The sequence below is a fragment of the Exiguobacterium flavidum genome (assembly GCF_003344535.1).
Classification (GTDB): domain Bacteria; phylum Bacillota; class Bacilli; order Exiguobacteriales; family Exiguobacteriaceae; genus Exiguobacterium_A; species Exiguobacterium_A flavidum.
In genome coordinates this window covers 120,984-141,548 of the sequence record NZ_QPKS01000005.1, presented here as the reverse complement: position 1 = coordinate 141,548, position 20,565 = coordinate 120,984, and the positions used below count along the sequence as shown (strand labels likewise).

Annotated in this window: 17 protein-coding genes; 13 read left to right on the top strand and 4 right to left on the bottom strand. The window is 53.6% G+C overall.

From position 1 onward, the window contains the following. Nucleotides 1-2 precede the first annotated feature (2 nt). Nucleotides 3-887 carry a helix-turn-helix domain-containing protein gene (locus DFG60_RS06445; protein WP_157964495.1) on the top strand — a complete coding sequence of 295 codons (885 nt, stop codon included), beginning with the start codon at nt 3-5 and terminating at the stop codon, nt 885-887. Between the two features lie 5 nt (nt 888-892). Here DFG60_RS06445 and DFG60_RS06440 read toward each other — a convergent pair whose 3' ends face one another. Next, the gene (locus DFG60_RS06440; RefSeq protein ID WP_114570919.1) at nt 893-1,522 is read right to left on the bottom strand and encodes an FMN-dependent NADH-azoreductase; all 630 of its coding nucleotides are present in this window, start codon (nt 1,520-1,522) and stop codon (nt 893-895) included. A gap of 134 nt (nt 1,523-1,656) precedes the next feature. Between DFG60_RS06440 and DFG60_RS06435 the strand changes: the two genes are divergently transcribed. Further along, a complete protein-coding gene (locus DFG60_RS06435) occupies nt 1,657-2,430 on the top strand; it encodes a GNAT family N-acetyltransferase (RefSeq protein ID WP_157964494.1) in 774 nt (257 codons plus the stop codon). Between the two features lie 158 nt (nt 2,431-2,588). Further along, the gene (locus DFG60_RS06430) at nt 2,589-3,818 is read left to right on the top strand and encodes a putative bifunctional diguanylate cyclase/phosphodiesterase (RefSeq protein ID WP_114570917.1); all 1,230 of its coding nucleotides are present in this window, start codon (nt 2,589-2,591) and stop codon (nt 3,816-3,818) included. 113 nt (nt 3,819-3,931) lie between these two features. Here DFG60_RS06430 and DFG60_RS06425 read toward each other — a convergent pair whose 3' ends face one another. Both DFG60_RS06425 and DFG60_RS06420 read right to left on the bottom strand, forming a co-directional pair. Continuing rightward, nucleotides 3,932-4,609, bottom strand: a complete 678-nt coding sequence (locus DFG60_RS06425) for an amino acid ABC transporter permease (RefSeq protein WP_114570916.1) — start codon at nt 4,607-4,609, stop codon at nt 3,932-3,934. A gap of 4 nt (nt 4,610-4,613) precedes the next feature. Beyond that, nucleotides 4,614-5,450: a transporter substrate-binding domain-containing protein gene (locus DFG60_RS06420; protein WP_114570915.1), complete on the bottom strand. Its 837-nt coding sequence runs from the start codon at nt 5,448-5,450 to the stop codon at nt 4,614-4,616. A 287-nt stretch (nt 5,451-5,737) separates the two neighbouring features. On the opposite strand from DFG60_RS06420, the gene gltB reads away from it, so the two are divergent. The 10 genes from gltB (at nt 5,738) to DFG60_RS06370 (ending at nt 19,731) form a co-directional block, all read left to right on the top strand. Continuing rightward, complete coding sequence (gene gltB / locus DFG60_RS06415; RefSeq protein WP_114570914.1) at nt 5,738-10,207, top strand: glutamate synthase large subunit; 4,470 nt, start codon at nt 5,738-5,740, stop codon at nt 10,205-10,207. Next, the gene (locus DFG60_RS06410; RefSeq protein WP_114570913.1) at nt 10,204-11,673 is read left to right on the top strand and encodes a glutamate synthase subunit beta; all 1,470 of its coding nucleotides are present in this window, start codon (nt 10,204-10,206) and stop codon (nt 11,671-11,673) included. The genes gltB and DFG60_RS06410 overlap by 4 nt, the downstream gene beginning before the upstream one ends. Nucleotides 11,674-11,885: 212 nt before the next feature. After that, entirely contained in the window at nt 11,886-12,167 is a 282-nt protein-coding gene (locus tag DFG60_RS06405) for a PTS sugar transporter subunit IIB (protein ID WP_114570912.1), read from the top strand. Continuing rightward, nucleotides 12,160-14,190 carry a BglG family transcription antiterminator gene (locus DFG60_RS06400; protein ID WP_114570911.1) on the top strand — a complete coding sequence of 677 codons (2,031 nt, stop codon included), beginning with the start codon at nt 12,160-12,162 and terminating at the stop codon, nt 14,188-14,190. The genes DFG60_RS06405 and DFG60_RS06400 overlap by 8 nt, the downstream gene beginning before the upstream one ends. 169 nt (nt 14,191-14,359) lie before the next feature. Then, a complete protein-coding gene (locus DFG60_RS06395) occupies nt 14,360-15,796 on the top strand; it encodes a PTS mannitol transporter subunit IICB (protein WP_114570910.1) in 1,437 nt (478 codons plus the stop codon). A gap of 21 nt (nt 15,797-15,817) precedes the next feature. After that, nucleotides 15,818-16,258 (top strand): PTS sugar transporter subunit IIA, encoded by a 441-nt coding sequence (locus tag DFG60_RS13785; protein ID WP_114570909.1) that lies wholly within the window; start codon nt 15,818-15,820, stop codon nt 16,256-16,258. Then, entirely contained in the window at nt 16,259-17,404 is a 1,146-nt protein-coding gene (locus DFG60_RS06385; protein ID WP_114570908.1) for a mannitol-1-phosphate 5-dehydrogenase, read from the top strand. Between the two features lie 198 nt (nt 17,405-17,602). Then, nucleotides 17,603-18,403 (top strand): hypothetical protein, encoded by an 801-nt coding sequence (locus DFG60_RS06380; RefSeq protein ID WP_114570907.1) that lies wholly within the window; start codon nt 17,603-17,605, stop codon nt 18,401-18,403. Between the two features lie 72 nt (nt 18,404-18,475). Continuing rightward, nucleotides 18,476-19,009: a TraR/DksA C4-type zinc finger protein gene (locus DFG60_RS06375; protein ID WP_114570906.1), complete on the top strand. Its 534-nt coding sequence runs from the start codon at nt 18,476-18,478 to the stop codon at nt 19,007-19,009. 338 nt (nt 19,010-19,347) lie between these two features. Continuing rightward, nucleotides 19,348-19,731, top strand: coding sequence for a DUF302 domain-containing protein (locus tag DFG60_RS06370; protein WP_114570905.1), 384 nt, complete (start codon nt 19,348-19,350; stop codon nt 19,729-19,731). A gap of 44 nt (nt 19,732-19,775) precedes the next feature. On the opposite strand, the gene DFG60_RS06365 is transcribed toward DFG60_RS06370, so the two are convergent. Continuing rightward, complete coding sequence (locus DFG60_RS06365) at nt 19,776-20,552, bottom strand: sulfite exporter TauE/SafE family protein (protein WP_114570904.1); 777 nt, start codon at nt 20,550-20,552, stop codon at nt 19,776-19,778. Nucleotides 20,553-20,565: the final 13 nt, after the last annotated feature.

The following is a 20,565-nucleotide window of genomic DNA, read 5'->3' as shown; positions in this document are numbered from 1 at the left end:
AAATGGTCGGAAATCAGTCATGGTCTGTCGGTAATGAGATCAAGAATCTGCGGAAAGCACGCGGAATGACTCAGAAGGAACTATGCGAAGGAATCTGCAGTCAGGCTGAAATCAGCAAGATCGAAAACGGGAAGAATTCCCCGACGGTCGATTTGCTTCAAATGATCGCAAAGCGGCTGCGCGTCTCGCTCTCCCATTTGTTCCAAGACCAATATTTCAGTGAATTGTTCATGACGATCGATCGAAAGTACTCGGGTATGGCAAGACGCGGAGAGTTCACTGCAATCGTCGAGGAAGCGAGCGCGGAGAAGGGCAAGACTGATCGTAAGGAAATCAATCTTCTGCTCGACTACTACCTGATCATCACTTCGAGAAAGTTAGGGAATGTAGATACGAGGAGCTGTGCCTCTTTGCTGAGCCGGCTCACGACGAACGAGGATGTCTGGTATGAGTCGCCGAAGGCATTCACAAAGATTAAAATGGGGATCGCAAACCTTTATGCGGAGCAGGAAGAATACAATCACTCAAAGAAAGTTTACGAAAGCCTGCTCGAGATGGACTATGACACAGGCGATTTGAGAAGGTTGCGCCTGAAGATCATCTACAACTTCGGTCAGATAATGTACAGTGCTGGCAATTACCAAAAAGGGCTAGAGTTGGCTGAGGAAGGAATTGAAGAAAGCTTAGTCCTTGCGGATTCGAGCCAACTCGCCCATTTTTACTACCAACGAGCTTGTCTCTTCGAAGAATTGAAAATCAATCCTGAACAAATGAAAGATGACTTCACGGCATCCTATGCCCTGTTCAGGGCGTTCCGATTGATTCCCTATGCGAAGATGATGGAACAGGAACACGCCGAACACTTATATTACAATTTCAGAAGGTGACCAGTTCAGAATGTTTTCCCTGCCGTCTCACACGCTGAGACGGCATTTTTAATTAGTCCATCCGCTTCCTCAGGGTTTTGCTGGTGTCCCTCGAGTACGATCGATTCCACATCGTTCACTCCGAAGAAGTGCAACAGGTCAGTCATATAACGGAGTGCGTGGTCGGTTTGACTTTTTTCGCCTTCCGAATAATTACCGCCTCGCGAATGGATGAGCATCACCTTCTTGCCTTCTACCAATCCGATCGATCCTTCCGGCGTGTATCTGAACGTTCGTCCAGCCTGCGCCAGGTAGTCCATGTAGTTGTGAAGTGGAGCAGGCACGGTGAGATTCCACATCGGGAAGGAGAAGACGATTTTGTCCGCCTCCAGGAAGCCGTCAAGATACTGATGGACCTGCTTCGCGCCGAGCTCCTCCTCCGGTGTCAAGGGAACGCCTTTGAACATTTTCGAGGCGGACGCCGCGAGCTTCAAATCAAAAAAGGGAAGACGTTCCTCGAACAGGTTGAGCGAGACGATTCTGTCTTCCGGATGATTTTTTCGGTATGACTCGAGGAATGTCTCATTCAGCATCGAGCTCACACTTTGGGGCTGATTGACGGTGTCGTTCGCCTCTATGAATAGCAGGGTGGACATCATATCACTTCCTTTTTGAAGAATACGTTCCTTTACCCGTTCCCTCTCAAACTGACACGGGTAGAGGAATCGAGAAACTGTTGGCGAAATAAAGGGGTGGAGAAGAAATTGAAATCAGAATGGGAGTGTCGAAGATGATTGAAATCAAACGAGCAGACTCGCTTGAGGATACATATACGGCCTTTACGAAAGGCTTCAGCGATTATATGATCCCGATGCAATTGACGTACGAGGAGTTCGTCGAGCGGATCATGAGACGTGATCACAATGAATTGGAACATTCTTTCCTGGCGTATGACGGGAAAGAGCCGGTCGGCATCTGGCTGAACGGACTGAAGGAAATCGACGGGGAGCGTGTGTTGAGATGCGGAGGTCTCGCGGTCGCACCGGAGTACAGAAAGGCTCGGATAGCACAACGATTATTCGACCGGCAAAAGGAACATGCATCGAAGCATGGATTTGACATCCTGTTCCTTGAGGTGATCATCGGCAATGACCGGGCACTCGCCTTCTATGAAAAGAACGGATACACGATCAATCGTGAAATCCGCTATTATTCAAGACCGCGGCGCACGGCATCGAGTTCGCTCGAAGAAGTGTCCTGGTCTGCATACTCCTCTGTCGAACTTTCGGAAAAACCGATCTGGCAACGGGATGCACAAGCGATGCATCACATCGAACCATCGTTCTATCGGGGGGGGGACGGTGCGGCAGCCGTCAAGAATGGCCAGATTCTCGAGGCGCGCGCGCAGGAAGGCGGAATCATACAGTTACTGGATGAAGTCTGTTCGCTTCCGTACGAGACGTTTCACTTCCATACGACCGACACTGATCTGCAGCGATCACTCGTTCAGGCGGGATGGACGGAATCGAACATCAGACAATATGAGATGAAGCGACAAGTGTGAGTTGTTTACACGATTGATGGAAAGAAATGCTGACGAGAGGAGGACGATCGTAAATGAAAGGAACGACAGAAGATACGATGAATGCGATCGAACACATATGACGAACTTTTCCTTTCATGCTCCACTCGTCATTCGGAAGAGACCGGGGGTGATGTCCGTTGGATAGCGCGAAATTCATCGATATCGTCTCGGCGTCGAGGTTAGAACCATTGCAGGACGGTGTCCTGCTGTTGATCGATCTCGACGATTTTGAGATGATCAATGAGACGTATGGTTACAAAAAAGGAGATTTCGTCCTGCAATTGCTTGTCGCAAGACTTGCTTACCGCTTCCCGAAGCACCGTATCGGAAAGGCGGACGGAAGCGCCTTTCTCATGTTCGCCGACATCGACAGTGCCGATAAGGAGGAGCTGGCCGCAGACATACTGGGAACCATCACAGAACCGATCTACATCAAGAGTGATAAGGTGATGCTGACGGCGAGCATCGGGATTGCAGAGGTCGCTTCCGTCATGACGACGGAACAGAGCCTGATTGCCGCGAAAGTGGCTTTGAGCGACACGAAGAAGAGTCGTCGGGGAACGTTTCTCGTTTCCTCGGCTGATGCCGTCCGCTCAAGAAAACGGACAGTGCAGCTGAAGAGGGCTTTCTACGAAAGCGATTTGGAAAAACAGTTCTATCTCGTCTACCAGCCACAAATCGATATCAAGACCGGGCTGATCACCGGGGCAGAAGCGCTCCTACGTTGGCAACACCCGGTATTTGGACTCATTCCTCCTTCAGAATTCATTCCGATCGCCGAAGGGACCCGCTTCATCGAGCGGATCGGACGCCATGTCCTGTACGAGGCATGCCTTCAGTGCAAGGCGTGGTGCGACGAGACGGGGAAGCGCCTTACGATCGCTGTCAACATCTCGCCATGGCAGGTCATTCAGCCGGACTTCTTCGAAGAAGTCGTTCAAACACTGGCTGACACGGAACTCGACGCCTCATTGCTTGAAATCGAGTTGACGGAACACGTCGCTTTCGAGGAAGAGGAGAGGATCGTAGAGCGGCTGAAGTCGTTGCAAGCCCTCGGCGTCAACATCGCCCTGGATGATTTTGGGATGGGCTATTCTTCGCTGCAGACGCTGTCACGATTGCCGGTCCAGCAATTGAAGATCCCAAGGGAACTCATCGCTTCATCCCACAACTCCAAAACGAAGCGTGCCGTGATCGAGACGATCGTCCTGCTCGGCAAACGACTCGGCAAGACGATCGTAGCGGAAGGTATAGAAAATGAGGAGGAGGCGGCCCTCGTACGAAGCCTCGGCTGTGATCGATTCCAGGGGTATCTATTCCATAAACCGCTCCGGGCCGAAAGTTGGCGGGAATTGTTGACGAGCTAGACGAAAGTCCGGAAGTCTGAAATATGAACAACAATAAAAGCGCATCGTCCTGCCCCCTAAATTGAGAAAGGGGATCAGCTGCGATGCGCTTTTTGAATTGATCAGGCTAGGGTTCACAAATAGCGGGAGAATCGTCTTTCGAGAAAATCCTGAATCGCCGATATGAAGACGCAGATTCCCCAGTAGACGCATGCGACGACGATATAGACGGTCATGTAGTCGAATTCCCTGCCGCCGATGATCTTTGCACGCTGGAAGATCTCCGGAACGGTGATCATCGCAGCCAAAGAGGATGCCTTCACCAAGTCGAGCAGAACGTTCGACAAAGGCGGAATCGCGACCCGTGATGCCTGCGGTACGATGATGCCGAACAAAATACGGCTTCTAGATAGACCGAGCGACAAGGCGGCTTCGTTTTGTCCGCGGTCGATTGATCCGATAGCTGCCCGGATGATTTCCGCAATGAAGGCGGCACTGCTCAAGCCGAATCCGAGAATCGCGGCAGTCAAAGCATCGAACTCGATTCCGATGATCGGGAACCCGTAATACAGCATGAATAGCAGCACGAGGATCGGCACCCCGCGCATGAACGAGATATACATGCGAGAGACGAGCCGGGGCATGATGAAGCGAGACCTCCTGCCGATCGCAAGAGGCAGACCGATCAATAGACCCATCCCCATGCTGACAAGCGAAATCCAAAGCGTATGCCCGAGTCCACCAAGGATATAAGGCAATGAATCCATCGCCAGGCGCATATCGATGATCGAACCCCAATCAATGCGTGTCATCGGATTATTTCACATCTACGATGGTCGTCTTGACGTTCGGGATGACGGAGACATCCTGGTCGGCATAGAATGTCTTGGATAACTTAGCCAATGTCCCGTCCTTCTTCATTTCTGTCAGCGCGGCGTTCACCTCGGATTGAAGCTCCTTGTTGTCGAGATCCATGATCAGACCGACTTCGCTCGGATTGTAGGCGATATCGGGGTGGATCGTGATATCGAGATCCTTGAAGTAGGCAAGGGCGAGAGTCTGGAGGTAATAGTCGTTCAGGATGACGTCTGTCCGTCCCGTCGAGACATCACGTAAATACTGGTCGTTCGTAGCATTGTCGTATGTCACCTCTTCGGCACCATATTTCTTCGCGATCGCCATGTAAGTCGTCGTCGCCTCTCCTGCTGCCCGTTTCCCTTTCAGGTCCTCGATCGATGAAATGCCTGACAGGTCACTTTTCCGGACGATTGCAGTCCCGTATGTGTACTTATACGGCTGCGAGAAAGAGAACTTCGTCTTCCGCTCATCGGTAATCGTGATATCGTTTGCGGCAAGGTCGACCTGGCCGCTGTCGACGCTCGTCAACATGCCGTCAAAGCCCATTTCCTTGAACGTGACCTTCACATCGATCCGCTTGGCGATTTCCTTGACGACCTCGACATCATACCCGGTCAACTTGTTCGTCTCCTCATCGTGGTAGGACGTAGGATAAAGCGTTCCGGCCGTCGCGACCGTCAGGCCATCCTTCTTGATCGTATCGAACGCACTCTTTTCCTCTTCTGCTCCACATGCTCCGAGCACTAGCGCAGAACTGATCAGCAATCCGCTGATGATACTGGTTTTCTTTCTCATCTGTCGACCTCTTTCCATAATTGCTAACATGATCTCCACCCATAAAAATAGCATTCGAGGAACGGATGATGCAATGTTTTCTTTCTTACTTGATGCGGGGGTGCAGTAAATGGATGAAACGACAAAATAATGGATATATATTCATAATATATGTAAGCGTTTGCAAAGATATTTGTGACCTCAATAAATCGAAAAAATGTTTATACGCACTAGCGAATAAACATAAATCCATGTAAACTATGTTTTAACAGAAAATACAGAAAATTCGAACGGATGGAGTGAAGAAGATGACTTTTGATTCTATGCCGAAAAAGCAGGGGCTGTACGATCCGCGGCATGAGCATGATGCATGCGGCATCGGTGTCTATGCTCACAAGAAGGGCATGGCGAGCCATGAAATCGTCGCAAAAGGACTCTCGATGCTCTGCCGGATGGAGCACCGGGGAGGGCAGGGAAGTGATGCGGCTACCGGTGACGGTGCCGGAATCATGACACAGATCCCTGATAAGCTCTTTCGGCAAGCACTGCCGAATGTGACGCTTCCGCCGCGCGGCGATTATGGCGTATTGATGCTTTTTCTGCCACACCATGAAAAGGAACGGCTGCGTCTTGAACGGCTTCTGGAATCCATCATCTTGACGGAAGGACAGAAACTGATCGCCTGGAGGACGGTACCGGTCGATGCCTCGGGAATCGGCGATGAGGCGAGACGTACCCAACCGATGATTCGCCAGTGTTTCATCGCGGCAGACGGAATCGAAGGAATCGCCTTCGAACGCGCTCTGTTCCTCATCCGCCGCACGTTCGAGCGTCAAGTCGGCCTTGATGCGGGGGAGGCATACGTGCTCAGCAGCTCGAGCGAGACGATCGTGTACAAAGGACTTTTGACGACCGATCAACTCGAGTCCTATTATCTCGACCTGTCGGATGAACGATTCCGCTCAGCTTTTGCGATCGTCCACTCCCGCTTCAGTACGAACACCTTCCCGAGCTGGAGACGGGCTCACCCGAACCGCTATTTGATTCATAATGGGGAAATCAATACGCTGCAGGGGAACGTTCAGGCGATGAAATCGAGGGAACAGGGGCTTGCTGAGACGACATTCGGCAGGAGAGCGCTTGAAGTGCTGCCGATTCTCGATGAGACGGGAAGCGATTCCTCGATGCTCGACAACGCGTTCGAGTTTTTATATCTTTCCGGTCTGACACTTGCTGAGACGGCATTGCTGCTCATTCCGGAACCGTGGGAACATGCTCAGATGCGTCCTGCGAAAAAGGCATATTATGAATACCACAGCAGCCTGATGGAGCCATGGGACGGGCCGTCTGCGATCGTCTTCTCGAACGGAAAACAAATTGGAGCGACACTCGACCGGAACGGACTGCGTCCGGCACGTTACGCCATCACGCGAGACGGCCACTTCATGCTGGCTTCGGAAGTCGGAGTGCTCGACTTCCCTTCAGAAGAAATCATCGAAAAAGGTAGGCTGGCTCCCGGGCAGCTGTTACTCCTCGATTTCGAAAAAGGTGGAATCATTCCGGATGAGACCGTTAAAAGTGAGCTTGCGATGCGGCACCCGTATGCGGAATGGCTTCAGGAGGAGCAGGTCCGGCTGCCTGTATGCGACAAAGTGGAGCGGATAGATGAACTTTCGCGGAAACAGCGATTGTTCGGATACACGCGTGAGGATATCGAGAACTACCTGATGCCGCTCGTCGAGGAGAAGAAGGATCCGGTCGGTTCGATGGGGACTGACATCCCGCTTGCGATATTAAGCGACCGCCCGCAATCCTTGTTCCGCTATTTCAAACAGCTGTTCGCTCAGGTCACGAATCCTCCGATCGACGCCTTGCGCGAACAAATCGTCACCTCGACGACGACGTGGCTGGGGAGACAAGGCGACGTGCTCCTTCCGAAGCGTCAGAATTGCCGGCGTATCCAACTGAAGACACCTGTCCTGACACCAGGGGAACGGGAAGCGCTCAAAGAGACGGGGCTCAAATCCCTGACGCTCTCGACACTGTTCCAATCAAACCTCGAGACGGAACTCGAGATGATGCTCGATGCAGCTGAGATGGCTGTCCGCTCTGGTGTCGAGCTGATCGTCCTGAGCGATAAAGGTGTAAGGGACGGGCAGACGCCGATTCCGATCCTGCTTGCGACGAGTGCGGTACATCACCATCTGATCCGTAAAGGGCTCCGGACGAAGGTGAGCCTGATCGCGGAAGGAGGGGAAATCAGGGAGGTGCATCACTTCTGTGTCCTGCTTGGCTATGGCGCAGACGCAATCTATCCTTATCTCGTCTATCCGACACTTACGGAAGCTTTCGAAAGAAAGTTGAAAACGAATCTTCCTGACAGTTATCAGAACGCGGTGACGGAAGGAATCGTCAAGGTCATGTCGAAAATGGGTATCTCGACGGTGTTCAGCTACCGCGGCGCACAGATTTTCGAAGCGATCGGAATCTCGCAAGGCGTGGTCGACCGGTACTTCACCGGCACGGTCTCCCAGCTGAGCGGAATGACCCTTGAACTGATCGAGGAGGAGGCGAGACGGCAAATCGATAGCGTGAAGGAACATTTGGAGTCCGGCAGCCTCTTCCGGTACCGGAGCGGCGGTGAACATCACGCCTTCAATCCGGCGACGATCCATCTTTTGCAACATGCCTGCAGGAAAGGTGATTATTCCCTGTTCAAACGTTATAGCGAACAAGTGAACGAGGAGAGTCCGACGTTCCTCCGCCATCTCTTCGGTTTCAAGACGACCGAGCCCGTACCGCTCGAGGAGGTCGAACCGGTCGAGTCGATCGTCAAACGTTTCAAGACGGGGGCGATGTCTTACGGCTCACTCTCTAAAGAAGCGCACGAGACGCTTGCCATCGCGATGAACCGGCTTGGGGGCAAGAGCAACAGCGGGGAAGGCGGAGAGGAAGAGGAACGTTACAGCCTTGACGAGAACGGTGACTCCCGAATGAGCCGGGTGAAGCAGGTCGCCTCTGGCCGGTTCGGCGTGACGAGCGACTATCTCGTCCATGCCGACGAGATTCAGATCAAGGTCGCGCAAGGTGCAAAGCCCGGGGAGGGCGGACAGTTACCGGGCGAGAAGGTGTATCCATGGATTGCGCGGGTCCGTGCCTCGACTCCGGGCGTCCCGCTCATCTCGCCACCGCCGCATCACGATATCTATTCGATCGAAGACCTCGCCCAGCTGATCCATGATTTGAAGCGGGCGAACGAAGAGGCTCGGATCAGCGTCAAGCTCGTCGCGAAGGCAGGGGTAGGGACGATTGCTGCTGGCGTTGCCAAGGGTCTTGCGGATGTCATCGTCATCAGTGGACATGACGGGGGGACGGGCGCATCCCCGCGGACGAGCATCCAGCATACCGGGTTGCCGTGGGAACTTGGACTAGCGGAGACGCATCAGACGCTCGCGCTCAACGGGCTCCGGGAACGTGTCCGTCTTGAAACGGATGGAAAGCTGCTGACTGGAAGGGATGTCGTCATCGCGGCGATGCTCGGTGCCGACGAATATGGATTCGCGACTGCACCGCTCATCGCCGTCGGCTGCGTCATGATGCGTGCTTGCCATCTCGATACGTGTCCGGTCGGTGTCGCGACGCAGGATCCTGTCCTGCGGGAAAGGTTCACCGGATCAGCGGATCATGTCGTCCACTTCATGCGCTTCATAGCGGAGGAAGTGAGGGAGTGGTTGTCCCTGCTCGGCTGCCGCTCGATCGACGAACTGATCGGCCGGACCGAACTGTTGACGACCTCGACGAAACACCGGGGTCACTGGAAAGCGCAAACGCTCGACTTCAGCCCGCTCTTCTTGCAGGCCCAGACAGGATACGAGAAATCCCAACAGGATCACCGGACACACGCGTCGTTCGACGCGCGGGAGATTTTGCCGCTCTTGGACGGGACAGGTTTTAAGCAGCGTCAGCGCTACCAACTCAAGGTCACGAACACGGACCGCGCGATCGGGACCCAGACGGGTGCGATGTTGACGAGAACAGCCGGCCGGACCGGAGTCGCGTCGGATACGTTGACGCTTCAGCTGACCGGATCTGCCGGTCAAAGCCTCGGGGCTTTTCTCCCTCGCGGCATCACGCTTTCGCTCGAGGGTGACGCGAACGACTATGTCGGCAAGGGGTTGTCGGGCGGTATCATCAGCATCACGCCTCCTTTGAGAAACAACTATGTCGCATCGGAACATGTCATCGCCGGCAACGTCGCACTGTATGGTGCGACGAGCGGAGAGCTCTATCTAAACGGTCGGGCCGGTGAACGCTTCGCTGTCCGAAACAGCGGGGCGATCGCCGTAGTCGAAGGAATCGGAAATCACGGACTCGAGTATATGACCGGCGGCGCCGTCGTCGTACTCGGTGACGTCGGCAGGAACTTCGCTGCCGGAATGTCCGGAGGGGTCGCCTACGTCTTCCCGAATGACTTGAAACAGTTCGAGCGCAATGTGAACAGGGAGCTCGTCACCGTCGGTACAATCAATGATCCGGAAGAGATGGACCGGTTGAAATCTTTTTTGAGAAAGCATGCTGAACGGACAGGAAGCGAGCAGGCGAGCGTCATCCTGTCAAACTGGGATCACTTGTCTTCCGGCTTCCGCAGAGTCATACCTGCGACATACGAGAAAGTGACGGGGCTGATGGCTGAATATGCGGATGCAGGATTGAATACGGAAGAAGCGATGCTTCGTGCGTTCGAGACGCATGTGCGCGGAAATGGAGGTGCAAGATGAAACGACGTGACGGTTTCATGACGGAAGAGCGGAATACCGGGGAAGAGCGGCATCCGAGTGTCCGGACTACCGATTACGAGGAATACAAAGGACGATTCACGGAAGACGAGGCGAAACGCCAGGCAAGCCGCTGCATGGACTGTGGAACACCGTTCTGTCACGTCGGCGAGACGTTCGGGGCAGTCCGGATCGGCTGTCCGGTCTATAACCTGATTCCTGAATGGAACGGACTCGTCGAAGACGGCAACTTCGAAGAGGCGTTGCACCGGTTGCATCAGACGAACAACTTCCCCGAGTTCACGGGCCGAGTTTGTCCTGCCCCGTGCGAAGGTTCGTGTACGCTTGCGATCCATCGCCCGGCCGTCGCGATCAAACAGATCGAGCGGACGATCATCGACATCGGATTCGAGAACGGCTGGGTCAAGGCAAGAAAGCCGTCTGTTCGGACGCCATTCAAGATCGCGGTCGTCGGATCGGGGCCGGCCGGGCTTGCGGCTGCTGATCAATTGAATCAGGCGGGACACAGCGTGACGGTCTTCGAGCGGGAGGACCGCGCAGGCGGCTTGCTGACGTATGGCATCCCGGCGATGAAACTCGACAAGAAAGTAGTCGAACGCAGGATCAGCCTGCTCGAAGAAGAAGGCATCCGCTTCAAGTTGAACTTCACTGTGGGAGTCGACGAGACGCTCGACTCCCTGAAATCCAGATTCGATGCCGTCATTCTGTGCATCGGAGCGACTGAACCGAGGAAGCTCGAGACGCCGGTGAAGAGCGGGCTCGTCTATGCGATGGACTACTTGACGGCTTCGACGAAGCATCACCTGGACGGGAAGGTTTTGCTGGACGAGCATGACGCGAAGGATAAGGATATCATCGTCATCGGTGGAGGTGATACTGGAGCGGACTGTGTCGCGACAGCGCTTCGGCAACGGTGCAAATCGGTCGTCCAGTTCGGCAAACACGAGGAGGCGCCAGCGACCCGTTCGGATGATAACATGTGGCCGGACACGCCGAACGTCTTCACGCTTGACTACGGCTATGAGGAAGCGATGCATCAGTTCGGAAAGGATCCGCGGGAATACCTGATACAAGTCGAGCGTTATGCGACGAGTGATGACGGAAGGTTGAACGGCGTATGGACGGTCCGCAACGAAAAGGTGAGAAATTCGGACGGATCGGTGACTTTCAGCCGTGTGGACGGGACGGAGCAGTTCTTCCCTGCGGATCTCATCTACGTCGCGATCGGATTCAGCGGGGTCGAACAGGAGCAGGTCAGCATCCATCAAGTTGAAGGAAAGGCCGGAAAGATTGCGACGACTTCCTATGAGACGTCGATCCCGGGAGTCTTTGCCGCAGGAGACGCAAGGCGCGGTCAAAGTCTCGTCGTCTGGGCGATTCGGGAGGGGCGAGAGGTCGCGAAGGCAGTGGAGGAAAGGATGATGAAGGGAATCGAAAAGACCGGCTGACCGGCATTTCCGCTCTTAACATATGTCTTTAGAATGTGAATGGATCGTCTGGTCCCCTTTCATCGAATTTGATGGAATGGGACCTTTTTAGTCTATGTCATCGAATGATGGACAAGCCGGGAAATGTTTTGTCCCTCGATAAAACAGAAAGCGTTTTCTTTCTCTTTGCGTCTTCCCGTAAGATAGTATGGAAGGGAAGGTAGGCGATATGAATGGATAAAACGATTTTCATCGTATGTGAATCGGGCTTCGTCGCAAGTGCGATGGGGGCTTCGATATTGCGAAAACGGCTAGCTGCGGAATGCCTCGACCTGGAGGTCCGCTTTTGCCGGGCAAAGGACTTGCCGGAGGCAGCGGTATACGTCGCTGGACCGCAAAAGTTTCTTGATCAAGTGGACGCTCCGTATCGTTTTGCCGTCGAGACACCTCTCGATGCAAAAGCTTACGACGCCGTCATCAAGTTCATGGAATCGAAGGTGAACGAACATGAGTGAATTCACGACGCGTGAACGCGGCATCCTGTTCTATCTGCTCGCACAGGACGAGCCGGTCCAGTTGGCGAAGATCGCTGATGCAGTCGAGACTTCTGAGCGGACGATTCATCGGGAACGTGAGCAGATTGAACGTCTGCTCGCGCCGTTCGGATTGAAGCTCCTGCTCGTTCGAGGCAAAGGCTGGTTCCTCGAAGGGGAGGAAGACGAGCGACGAATGCTTCGTGAGCAGCTCCTGCTGTCTCACGGGACGTCGCCGACGACAGAGGACAGACAGGTGGAACTCGCTTGGCGATTGCTGGACGAATCCGGCCTGATCAAGCTTCAGGCGCTTGCGCATCAGATGCATATCTCCCCGAGCACGCTCAGTCAGGACCTCGATAAAGTCGATGGATGGTTCAGTGAGCACAACCTGCGGATTGATCGCCGAAAAGGGATCGGGGCAGAGGTGATCGGCACTGAATTCAACCGGAGACGAATGATGATTTCCTTGCTTTTTGCGCAATGGGATGTTCTGGCGTTCTTCCGGTTTCTGCAAGGCGACTTGAACCAATTGCCAGCGTTGTTGCAAAGTCGACGACAGCGATGGATCGAAGCCCTCAATTCATCGTACGCTCTCATCGCGACGCTGCCGCTCGATCAGCAGCGGAGCGACAGGTTGATCATGCGGGGGACGCTTGCGCTCGCCGTCCAATCGATCCGGATGTTCGAGCATAAAGAGATGCAGTACGAATTAAAGACGTATCCGCTCGACGTCTTGAAATGGGTCGATTTGATCCAGTCGAAACGGGAGGATATCCTTCCGATCACGGAACGACAGTGGATATCCGAGGAAATCAAACGGATGATCCAAAGCGAGGAGCAAGGCTCGAACGAGGAGGGGGAAGGAATCGTCGTGCGACTGCGCGTGAAGAAGTTGATCGAGCAGGTATCTCTCCTCTACGGCAGAAGCTTCCTGCATGATAATGCCCTCGAGAATGGGCTCGTCTCTCATCTGCTGTCCTACACGAAACAGAATGCTCCGAATCCCGCGGTCGTCATCAAGCAGATCGAACGGGAATATCCGAGGTTGTTCGATTCAGTCAAGCAGGCCGCGCATGCCGTCTTCGGAATCCACTCTTATTCTGACTACGACCTGGCATTCTGGGTGATGCACTTCGGGGCCGTCCTCGTCCAACCGAACGTCAAGGTCCCTTATCGCGTCCTCGTCGTATGCTCTGCCGGTCTCGGCAGTTCGAAGATGCTGTTGAACAGGTTGCGCCATGAATTCCCTGAGCTGTCCGAACTTCAGAACTCCTCCTTATTCGGCATCGGTCAACTGAACCTTGATCAATTCGATTTCATCCTGGCTACCGTACCGCTTCCAGAGGTGCCGATTCCGCATCTGATCGTCAACCCTCTGTTGCCTCAGGAGGAAGTCCAGCGCGTCAGGAAGATGATCCTGTCGCTCCCGAAATCGTTCCAGGCAGAGAAGAAGCCGGTGAAGAAAGAGATACTCGATTTGAAGCGGCTGAAAGAAATCGTTGATCAGGCGCACTCGATCGATGAGGGATTGAGTGTGAGCAAACTGGCCATGAATCCGGGTGCCGGCGTCGAGGAGGTTCTTCTCGCAGTCAGCAACCATTTTGAAGCAGAAGAATTCGTCGACTCCGCCGTCCAATTGTCCAGTCGGCTGTTGCGCCGTCATGAGATGACGGGTCTGGGTATTCCAGGAACGACGATCGCGCTCTTTCACGGACGGGATGACACGGTGAAACGCAGCTCGTTCCGTGTCTTCGACCTGCCCGGCCCCCTTTCGCTCTCCTCGATGGATCAGTCGGAGCAGTCAGTCGAGCGTCTTCTCGTGCTGATCGCACCTGAAGAGGCACCGGACGCTGCGCTGATGCTGCTCAGCGCGATCAGCGGGGCAATCATCGAATCGCCCGTCCAGACATCGATCTTCGAAAATGGTGACCTGGACGAAATCAGACGGGTCGTCAATGAATCGTTCCGCCTTCTCATCGAGCGGGAGATCGGCGCCCAGTAAGCCTTCGGCACATTCGTGCCGGGGCTTTTTTTCTTCTGTCATCAATTCATGACAAAACGGAAACTGCGAATGATTGAGTAAGCGCTTGCAATCATCATACAATCAAATCGTAAAGAAACCGGTCGCTTTACCGATAGGAAAAAACGATCATGGAATGGAGGTTGAACGAATGGCTGCTACAGCTAATTCAGGGCGCGGTGTCCGCGTCCACGTACAACGATTCGGTAGTTTTTTAAGCGGCATGGTCATGCCGAACATTGGAGCATTCATCGCATGGGGGATCATTACCGCCCTCTTCATCCCGACAGGTTGGGCACCGAATAAGGAGCTCGCAGAACTCGTAGGTCCGACGATCACGTATCTTCTCCCGTTGTTGATCGGGTTTACGGGCGGTAAGTTGATGCATGACGTCCGCGGTGGCGTCGTCGGTGCACTCGCCACGATGGGGGTCATCGTCGGAACAGACATCCCGATGTTCCTCGGAGCGATGGTCATGGGGCCACTTGGCGGATATGTCATCAAAAAATTCGATCAATGGTCTGAAGGTAAGATCAAGGCAGGCTTCGAAATGCTCGTCAACAACTTCTCGGTCGGAATCATCGGCGGACTGCTCATGCTCGGCGGATTCAAACTATTCGGCCCGATCATGACGGGTCTCGACAAGGTGATGGCTGCCGCAGTCGAAGGCATCATCAACGCGCACCTCTTGCCGGTAGCGAGCATCTTCATCGAACCGGCTAAAATCCTCTTCCTGAACAACGCGATCAACCACGGGATCTTGAGCCCGCTCGGCATCGATCAGGTGGCAGAAGCCGGCAAATCGGTCTTGTTCCTGCTCGAAGCTAACCCGGGTCCAGGTCTTGGCTTGCTCCTAGCTTACACGATCTTTGGAACAGGTTCAGCGAAACGGACGGCACCGGGTGCTGCGATCATCCAATTCCTCGGTGGTATCCATGAAATCTACTTCCCGTATGTCTTGATGAAACCTGTCTTGCTCCTTGCGATGATCGCAGGGGGAGCGAGCGGTGTGTTCACATTCGTCCTCTTCGATGTCGGTCTCGTCGCGCCAGCTTCACCAGGCAGTATCATCGCTGTCCTTGCGATGGCGTCTAAAGGTTCATACCTCGGATTGATTTCAGGCGTGGTCGTATCGGCAGCAGTCACGTTCGGCGTGTCGAGCGTCCTGCTCAAGACGAGCGCAGCAAAGGAAGTATCGCTCGAAGATGCGACTGAGAACGTCAGCGCGATGAAAGGCAAGTCGTCGGTGGCTGCCTCACTCGTCAGAGGAATGGCGGGCAAGCAAGACCTCGCGAACGTCTCGCATATCATCTTCGCCTGCGATGCGGGTATGGGTTCGAGCGCGATGGGAGCATCCGTACTGCGCAATAAAGTGAACAAGGCGAACTTGCCGATCAAGGTCACGAACACATCGATCAGCAACTTGCCGAGCGACGCACAACTCGTCATCACACATAAAGACTTGACGGAGCGAGCTATGCAGCAAGTGCCGAATGCGACTCACCGTTCCGTAGAGAACTTCTTGAACGCGGCGTATTACGATCAGCTCGTCGAGGAGATCAAAGTGGAACGCAACAAGATTTCTTGACAACAGGAGGAGAATCATACCATGGCAACTCAAACATTTCTCACAGAAGAGACGATTCAAATGAACCGGAAATTCGAGACGGAGGCGGAGGCGATCAATGCTTCCGGTCGCCTGCTCGTCGATAACGGCTTCGTCAAGCCGGCCTATATCGAATCGATGCAGGAACGCCATGCGATGTCGAGTGTCTATATCGGCAACGGCGTCGCGATCCCTCATGGAACGGACTCAGCGAAAGGAGAGGTCTTGAAATCGGGACTCTCGATCATGCAGGTGCCTGAAGGCGTACCGTTCGGCGGAGAGTCGGCGAAAATCATCATCGGAATCGCCGGTGTCGGTGACGAACACCTCGAGTTGCTCTCGCGTATCGCCATCATCTGTTCGGATGAGGATAACGTAGAGCGCCTCGTCGCAGCCACGACTAAACGAGAAATCATCGAGCTGCTCTCGCAGGAGGTGGCTTAAATGATCGCTGTCCATTTCGGAGCGGGAAACATCGGTCGCGGCTTCATCGGTCTTCAACTGTCGAAGTCCGGATACGAAGTGTGGTTCGTAGATGTCAATGAAGCGATCGTTGAGGAGCTCGCACTACGGAACTCTTATCAGGTCGGCTTTGCCGCTGAGTCGGTCGATCCCGTGACGGTCGAAAACGTCAACGCGCTCTCGAGCTTGAAGGAACGGGAGGCAGTGATCGAAAAAATCAGGCAGGCAGACGTCGTGACGACGGCTGTCGGACCACATCTGCTTGAACGGGTCGCCCCGATCATCGCGGAAGGTATCGCGGCGCGAGACATGAACGACCCTTTGTACGTGATCGCTTGCGAGAATATGATCGGAGGTTCAGAAGTGCTGAAGGGATTCGTCGAACAGACGACGGATCTTGATGGGCGCGACATCTACTTCCCTAACGCGGCAGTAGACAGGATCGTCCCGCTCCAGCACCATGAAGACCCGCTCTATGTCGAGGTAGAGGAATTCTTTGAATGGGTCGTCGAAACGAAGGGACTGCCGGAAAACCGGATTGAACTGCAGGATGTCGTCTTCGTCGATGAGATTACGCCATATATCGAACGGAAATTGTTCACGGTCAACACGGGACATGCACTCGCTTCCTATGTCGGGCACCAGTACGGGAAGGAGACGATCGCAGAGGCGATGAAGGATTTGCGAGTTCGAAAAGTCGTCCAGGGGGCGCTCTATGAAACGGGCTGGCTCCTGCTCGAGAAGTATGGATTTTCAGCTGCAGAGCACAGCGAATACATCCAAAAAATCATGCGACGCTTCGAAAATCCCCTCATCCACGATGAGGTAGGCAGGGTGGCACGCTCGCCGATCCGCAAACTCGGTCCACAGGACAGGCTCGTCAAACCTGCACGTGAATTGATGGAAAGAGGATATGCTCCCTACAATCTTGCGTTCGGGATTGCCGGCGCGCTGGGATATGAAGACGCTCAGGATGCGGAATCTGTAGAGTTGAGCGCGTTCATTTCCGAGAGCGGGGTCGATGAAGCGTTGAGCAACTATTTGAAACTCGAATCAGGCAGCGAACTCGAACGCCTGATCGTCGCACAATATGATTCCCTCGAATTGAATACGGAGTCGCTTACATGAAGACATACACATCCTGCCCCTTTTCATCATTGAAGAGGAGAGGATGTGTATTTTTGCAGTGGACGACAAGACCCTTCAAAAAAAATGACAAGGATTGGCTGTATATTCGTTTTCGAATATTCTGGAGTGTTGCCAGAAGTTACGCTAAAGGAGTCACCTCCAAGTGACACGATCCTAAAGCGAAGCGGGTGGTCCAGCATGTACGCTTATAAAGTGAACTTATATATAGCCAGACAGACGAAGGGGAAAAATCTCGTCGGACGAGAATTGAACTTTTCGAGCAGACAGTTGCATTTTACGAGCCAATTCTCATCCCGGACGACGATCGGTGTCCTCCACCGGACATTGGTGAACCGGATGATGATCGAGGCACAAAAAGATCCGTCACTGCTCTATTCGATCGAGGCGAACATGGTGCTCGGTCAACATGTCGTCGACCTGACAGTCTCAGGGAACATGAACACGGTTCTCCATGACCTGATCAACCTGATCGAACGGGAGGAAGTGCGCCATATGCCGGCTTTTGAGATCGGCTCCCCACATTATGAGGAATTCGTCCACATCACGCTCAGCTCACGCGGAGACGAGGTGTTCGACCGTGAGATGATGCAACGCATCTTCGAGGAGTCCGGCAACGCGGGTGAGATCATCTTGCAGAAAGAGAGCTTCTGTGTCGGCACGTCGACGGATCACCTCATTCAATTATTGATCGGGGGCCCATGCAAATCGCTCTACAGCCTCTCGAAATACACGCTCGATCCACTCTTCCGAAAGCATGGGCTTTCAATCGAGACACTGAATCTTCTTCCTTTCGACGTCTTCTGCATCCGGGAGAAGGTGGCGATCGTCTCAAGCATCGCTCCTGAACAACTTTGGATTGATGACATCACGACATCGAAGAACGGAAGAAGTCATCAAATCCGGTTCCAAGACGGCAATGAGCTCCTGACGGTAACATGTGACTTGAGAGGGATGATCCGCTCCTATAAATGTTCTTGAATCATGCGATTGTTTATCTCGACTCGAATTCGGCTATTTGTAATGTAGAGAACAATGAGGAGAGTGGTCGCTATGTTGACGAAAGAACAAATTGCCGATTTCAAGAAAAGGCTTGTAAAGGAAAAAGAGAAGACACTCGGCTATATCGAGAACCGGGAAGAAAGCTACGACACCGGTGAGCTCTCTCATTACGACAACCATCCTGCAGACGCTGGAGACGAGCTGTTCATGCGCGAGCGCGACCATGCGATCACTGAACTCGAGGAGGATATGATCGAGGAGATCGACGAAGCTCTTGCTGCGATCAAGGCAGGGACGTACGGCATCTGTAAAGTGTGTGGCAAGGAAATCGAGTTCGATCGCCTCGACATCATCCCGGAGACCTTGCTCTGCTTCGAGCACGCCAAGGAAGAGACGAGCAGGGGAGGGAATGAACCCGGTTCGAGACCGAGTGAGGAGGATGTCCTCAATCCTGATATCACGGCGACGTCGAAACAGATCGACGGAGGTGCGGACGGGTTCAGTCAGGTCGAGGAATTCGGCAGCTCGGACACGATCGCTGACCGCGAAGATGGAGTCGACCCGACTAGAACTGAAGGAAAGTAAGATAAACAAAAGGGTGACTCAAAAGTCATCACTCGTCCTTCACTCGCTTTCCTCAGGCGAGACACAAGCAGCTGGATCCCATTCCGAAGCGGAAAGGAAATCCGGGTCTTGTCCGTCTCTGACAGCGCGTTATATCGCGCTTTTTCCTGCAGGAGTCGAGTGGGACGAGTGATGTCGACTGAACGAGAAAACGGGAGTGGATTCGAATCCACTCCCGTTTTTCGTTTACTGATCGATTTTTGAATCATCCTCTTTTTCTTAGATGATCAGTAAATGTACGGTTCGTCAGGCTCCGGACAGGGAATCAAACATAGGAAAACACTGAAGGGGGTATTTCCATGTTCGATTATACGATCACTACTGAACGAACGGTCGAAGAGGCGGTCAAAAGCATCACGGAACAATTGAAGGAAGAAGCGTTCGGAGTCCTTTGGGACTTTGACCTTGCGAACAAACTGGAAGAGAAGGGACTCGGTTTCGAAGGGGAGTATCGCATTTTAGAAGTATGCAATCCGAAGGAAGCGAGCCGGGTTCTGACGGAAGACCGGACGGCCGGCTACTTCCTGCCCTGTAAGATCGCAGTTTTCACGGAGGAAGGCAAAACAAAAATCGGTATGCCGCGTCCGACCGCATTGATCGCTCTCGTCGAGGACGAAAAACTCAAACAAGTCGCTTCTGACGTCGAGGAACGCCTCATCAAGGCGATCGATGCAAGCAAATGAAAAAAAGGGGTTTCGCGTCAGCGAAGCCCCTTTTAAGTTACCGATCAAAGAATGTCGATCCAGATTTTGATTGCCGTCGCGAGAATGAGGACAGCCAAGATGATTTGAAGAACTTTCGTGTTCATCTTCTTGCCAGCGATCGCGCCGAGCGGAGCAGCGATCAAGCTTGCGACGACCATGATTGCAGCCGGACCCCAATCGACCTGGCCAGTCGTGATTTTACCGACCGTCGCTCCGATCGACGAGATGAATGTGATCGCAAGTGAGGAAGCGATCGTCATCCGCGTCGGGATCTTCAAGATGACGAGCATGATCGGGACGAGCAGGAACGCACCGGCCGCGCCGACGATGCCGGCTCCGACGCCGACGATGAACGCCGAGACAGCAGCGACCCACTTATTGAAGCGGACCTGATCGAGCGGGATGTCGTCGATGCCTTTCTTCGGCACGAACATCATGATCGCAGCCGTCAGTGCGAGCACGCCGTAGACGATGTTGATCATATCCTCAGACAGGACATTCGAGCCGTAGGCACCGATGAAGCTGCCGATCAGGATCGCCCCGCCCATATAGATGATGAGTGTCTTATTGAGGTATCCGCCCTTGCGATAGGCCCAGACGCCGCCGATCGTCGCAAAGAAGACCTGGATCGCGCTGATGCCTGCGACCTCATGCGCAGTGAACGCCGCGAAACCGAGCATTGGCGGGATATAGAGAAGCATCGGATATTTGATGATCGATCCTCCGATACCGACCATGCCGGAAATATAGGATCCGACGAAGCCGATCAAGAAAATGGTGATGATGAACGCTAATTCCATTGGTATCTCTCCT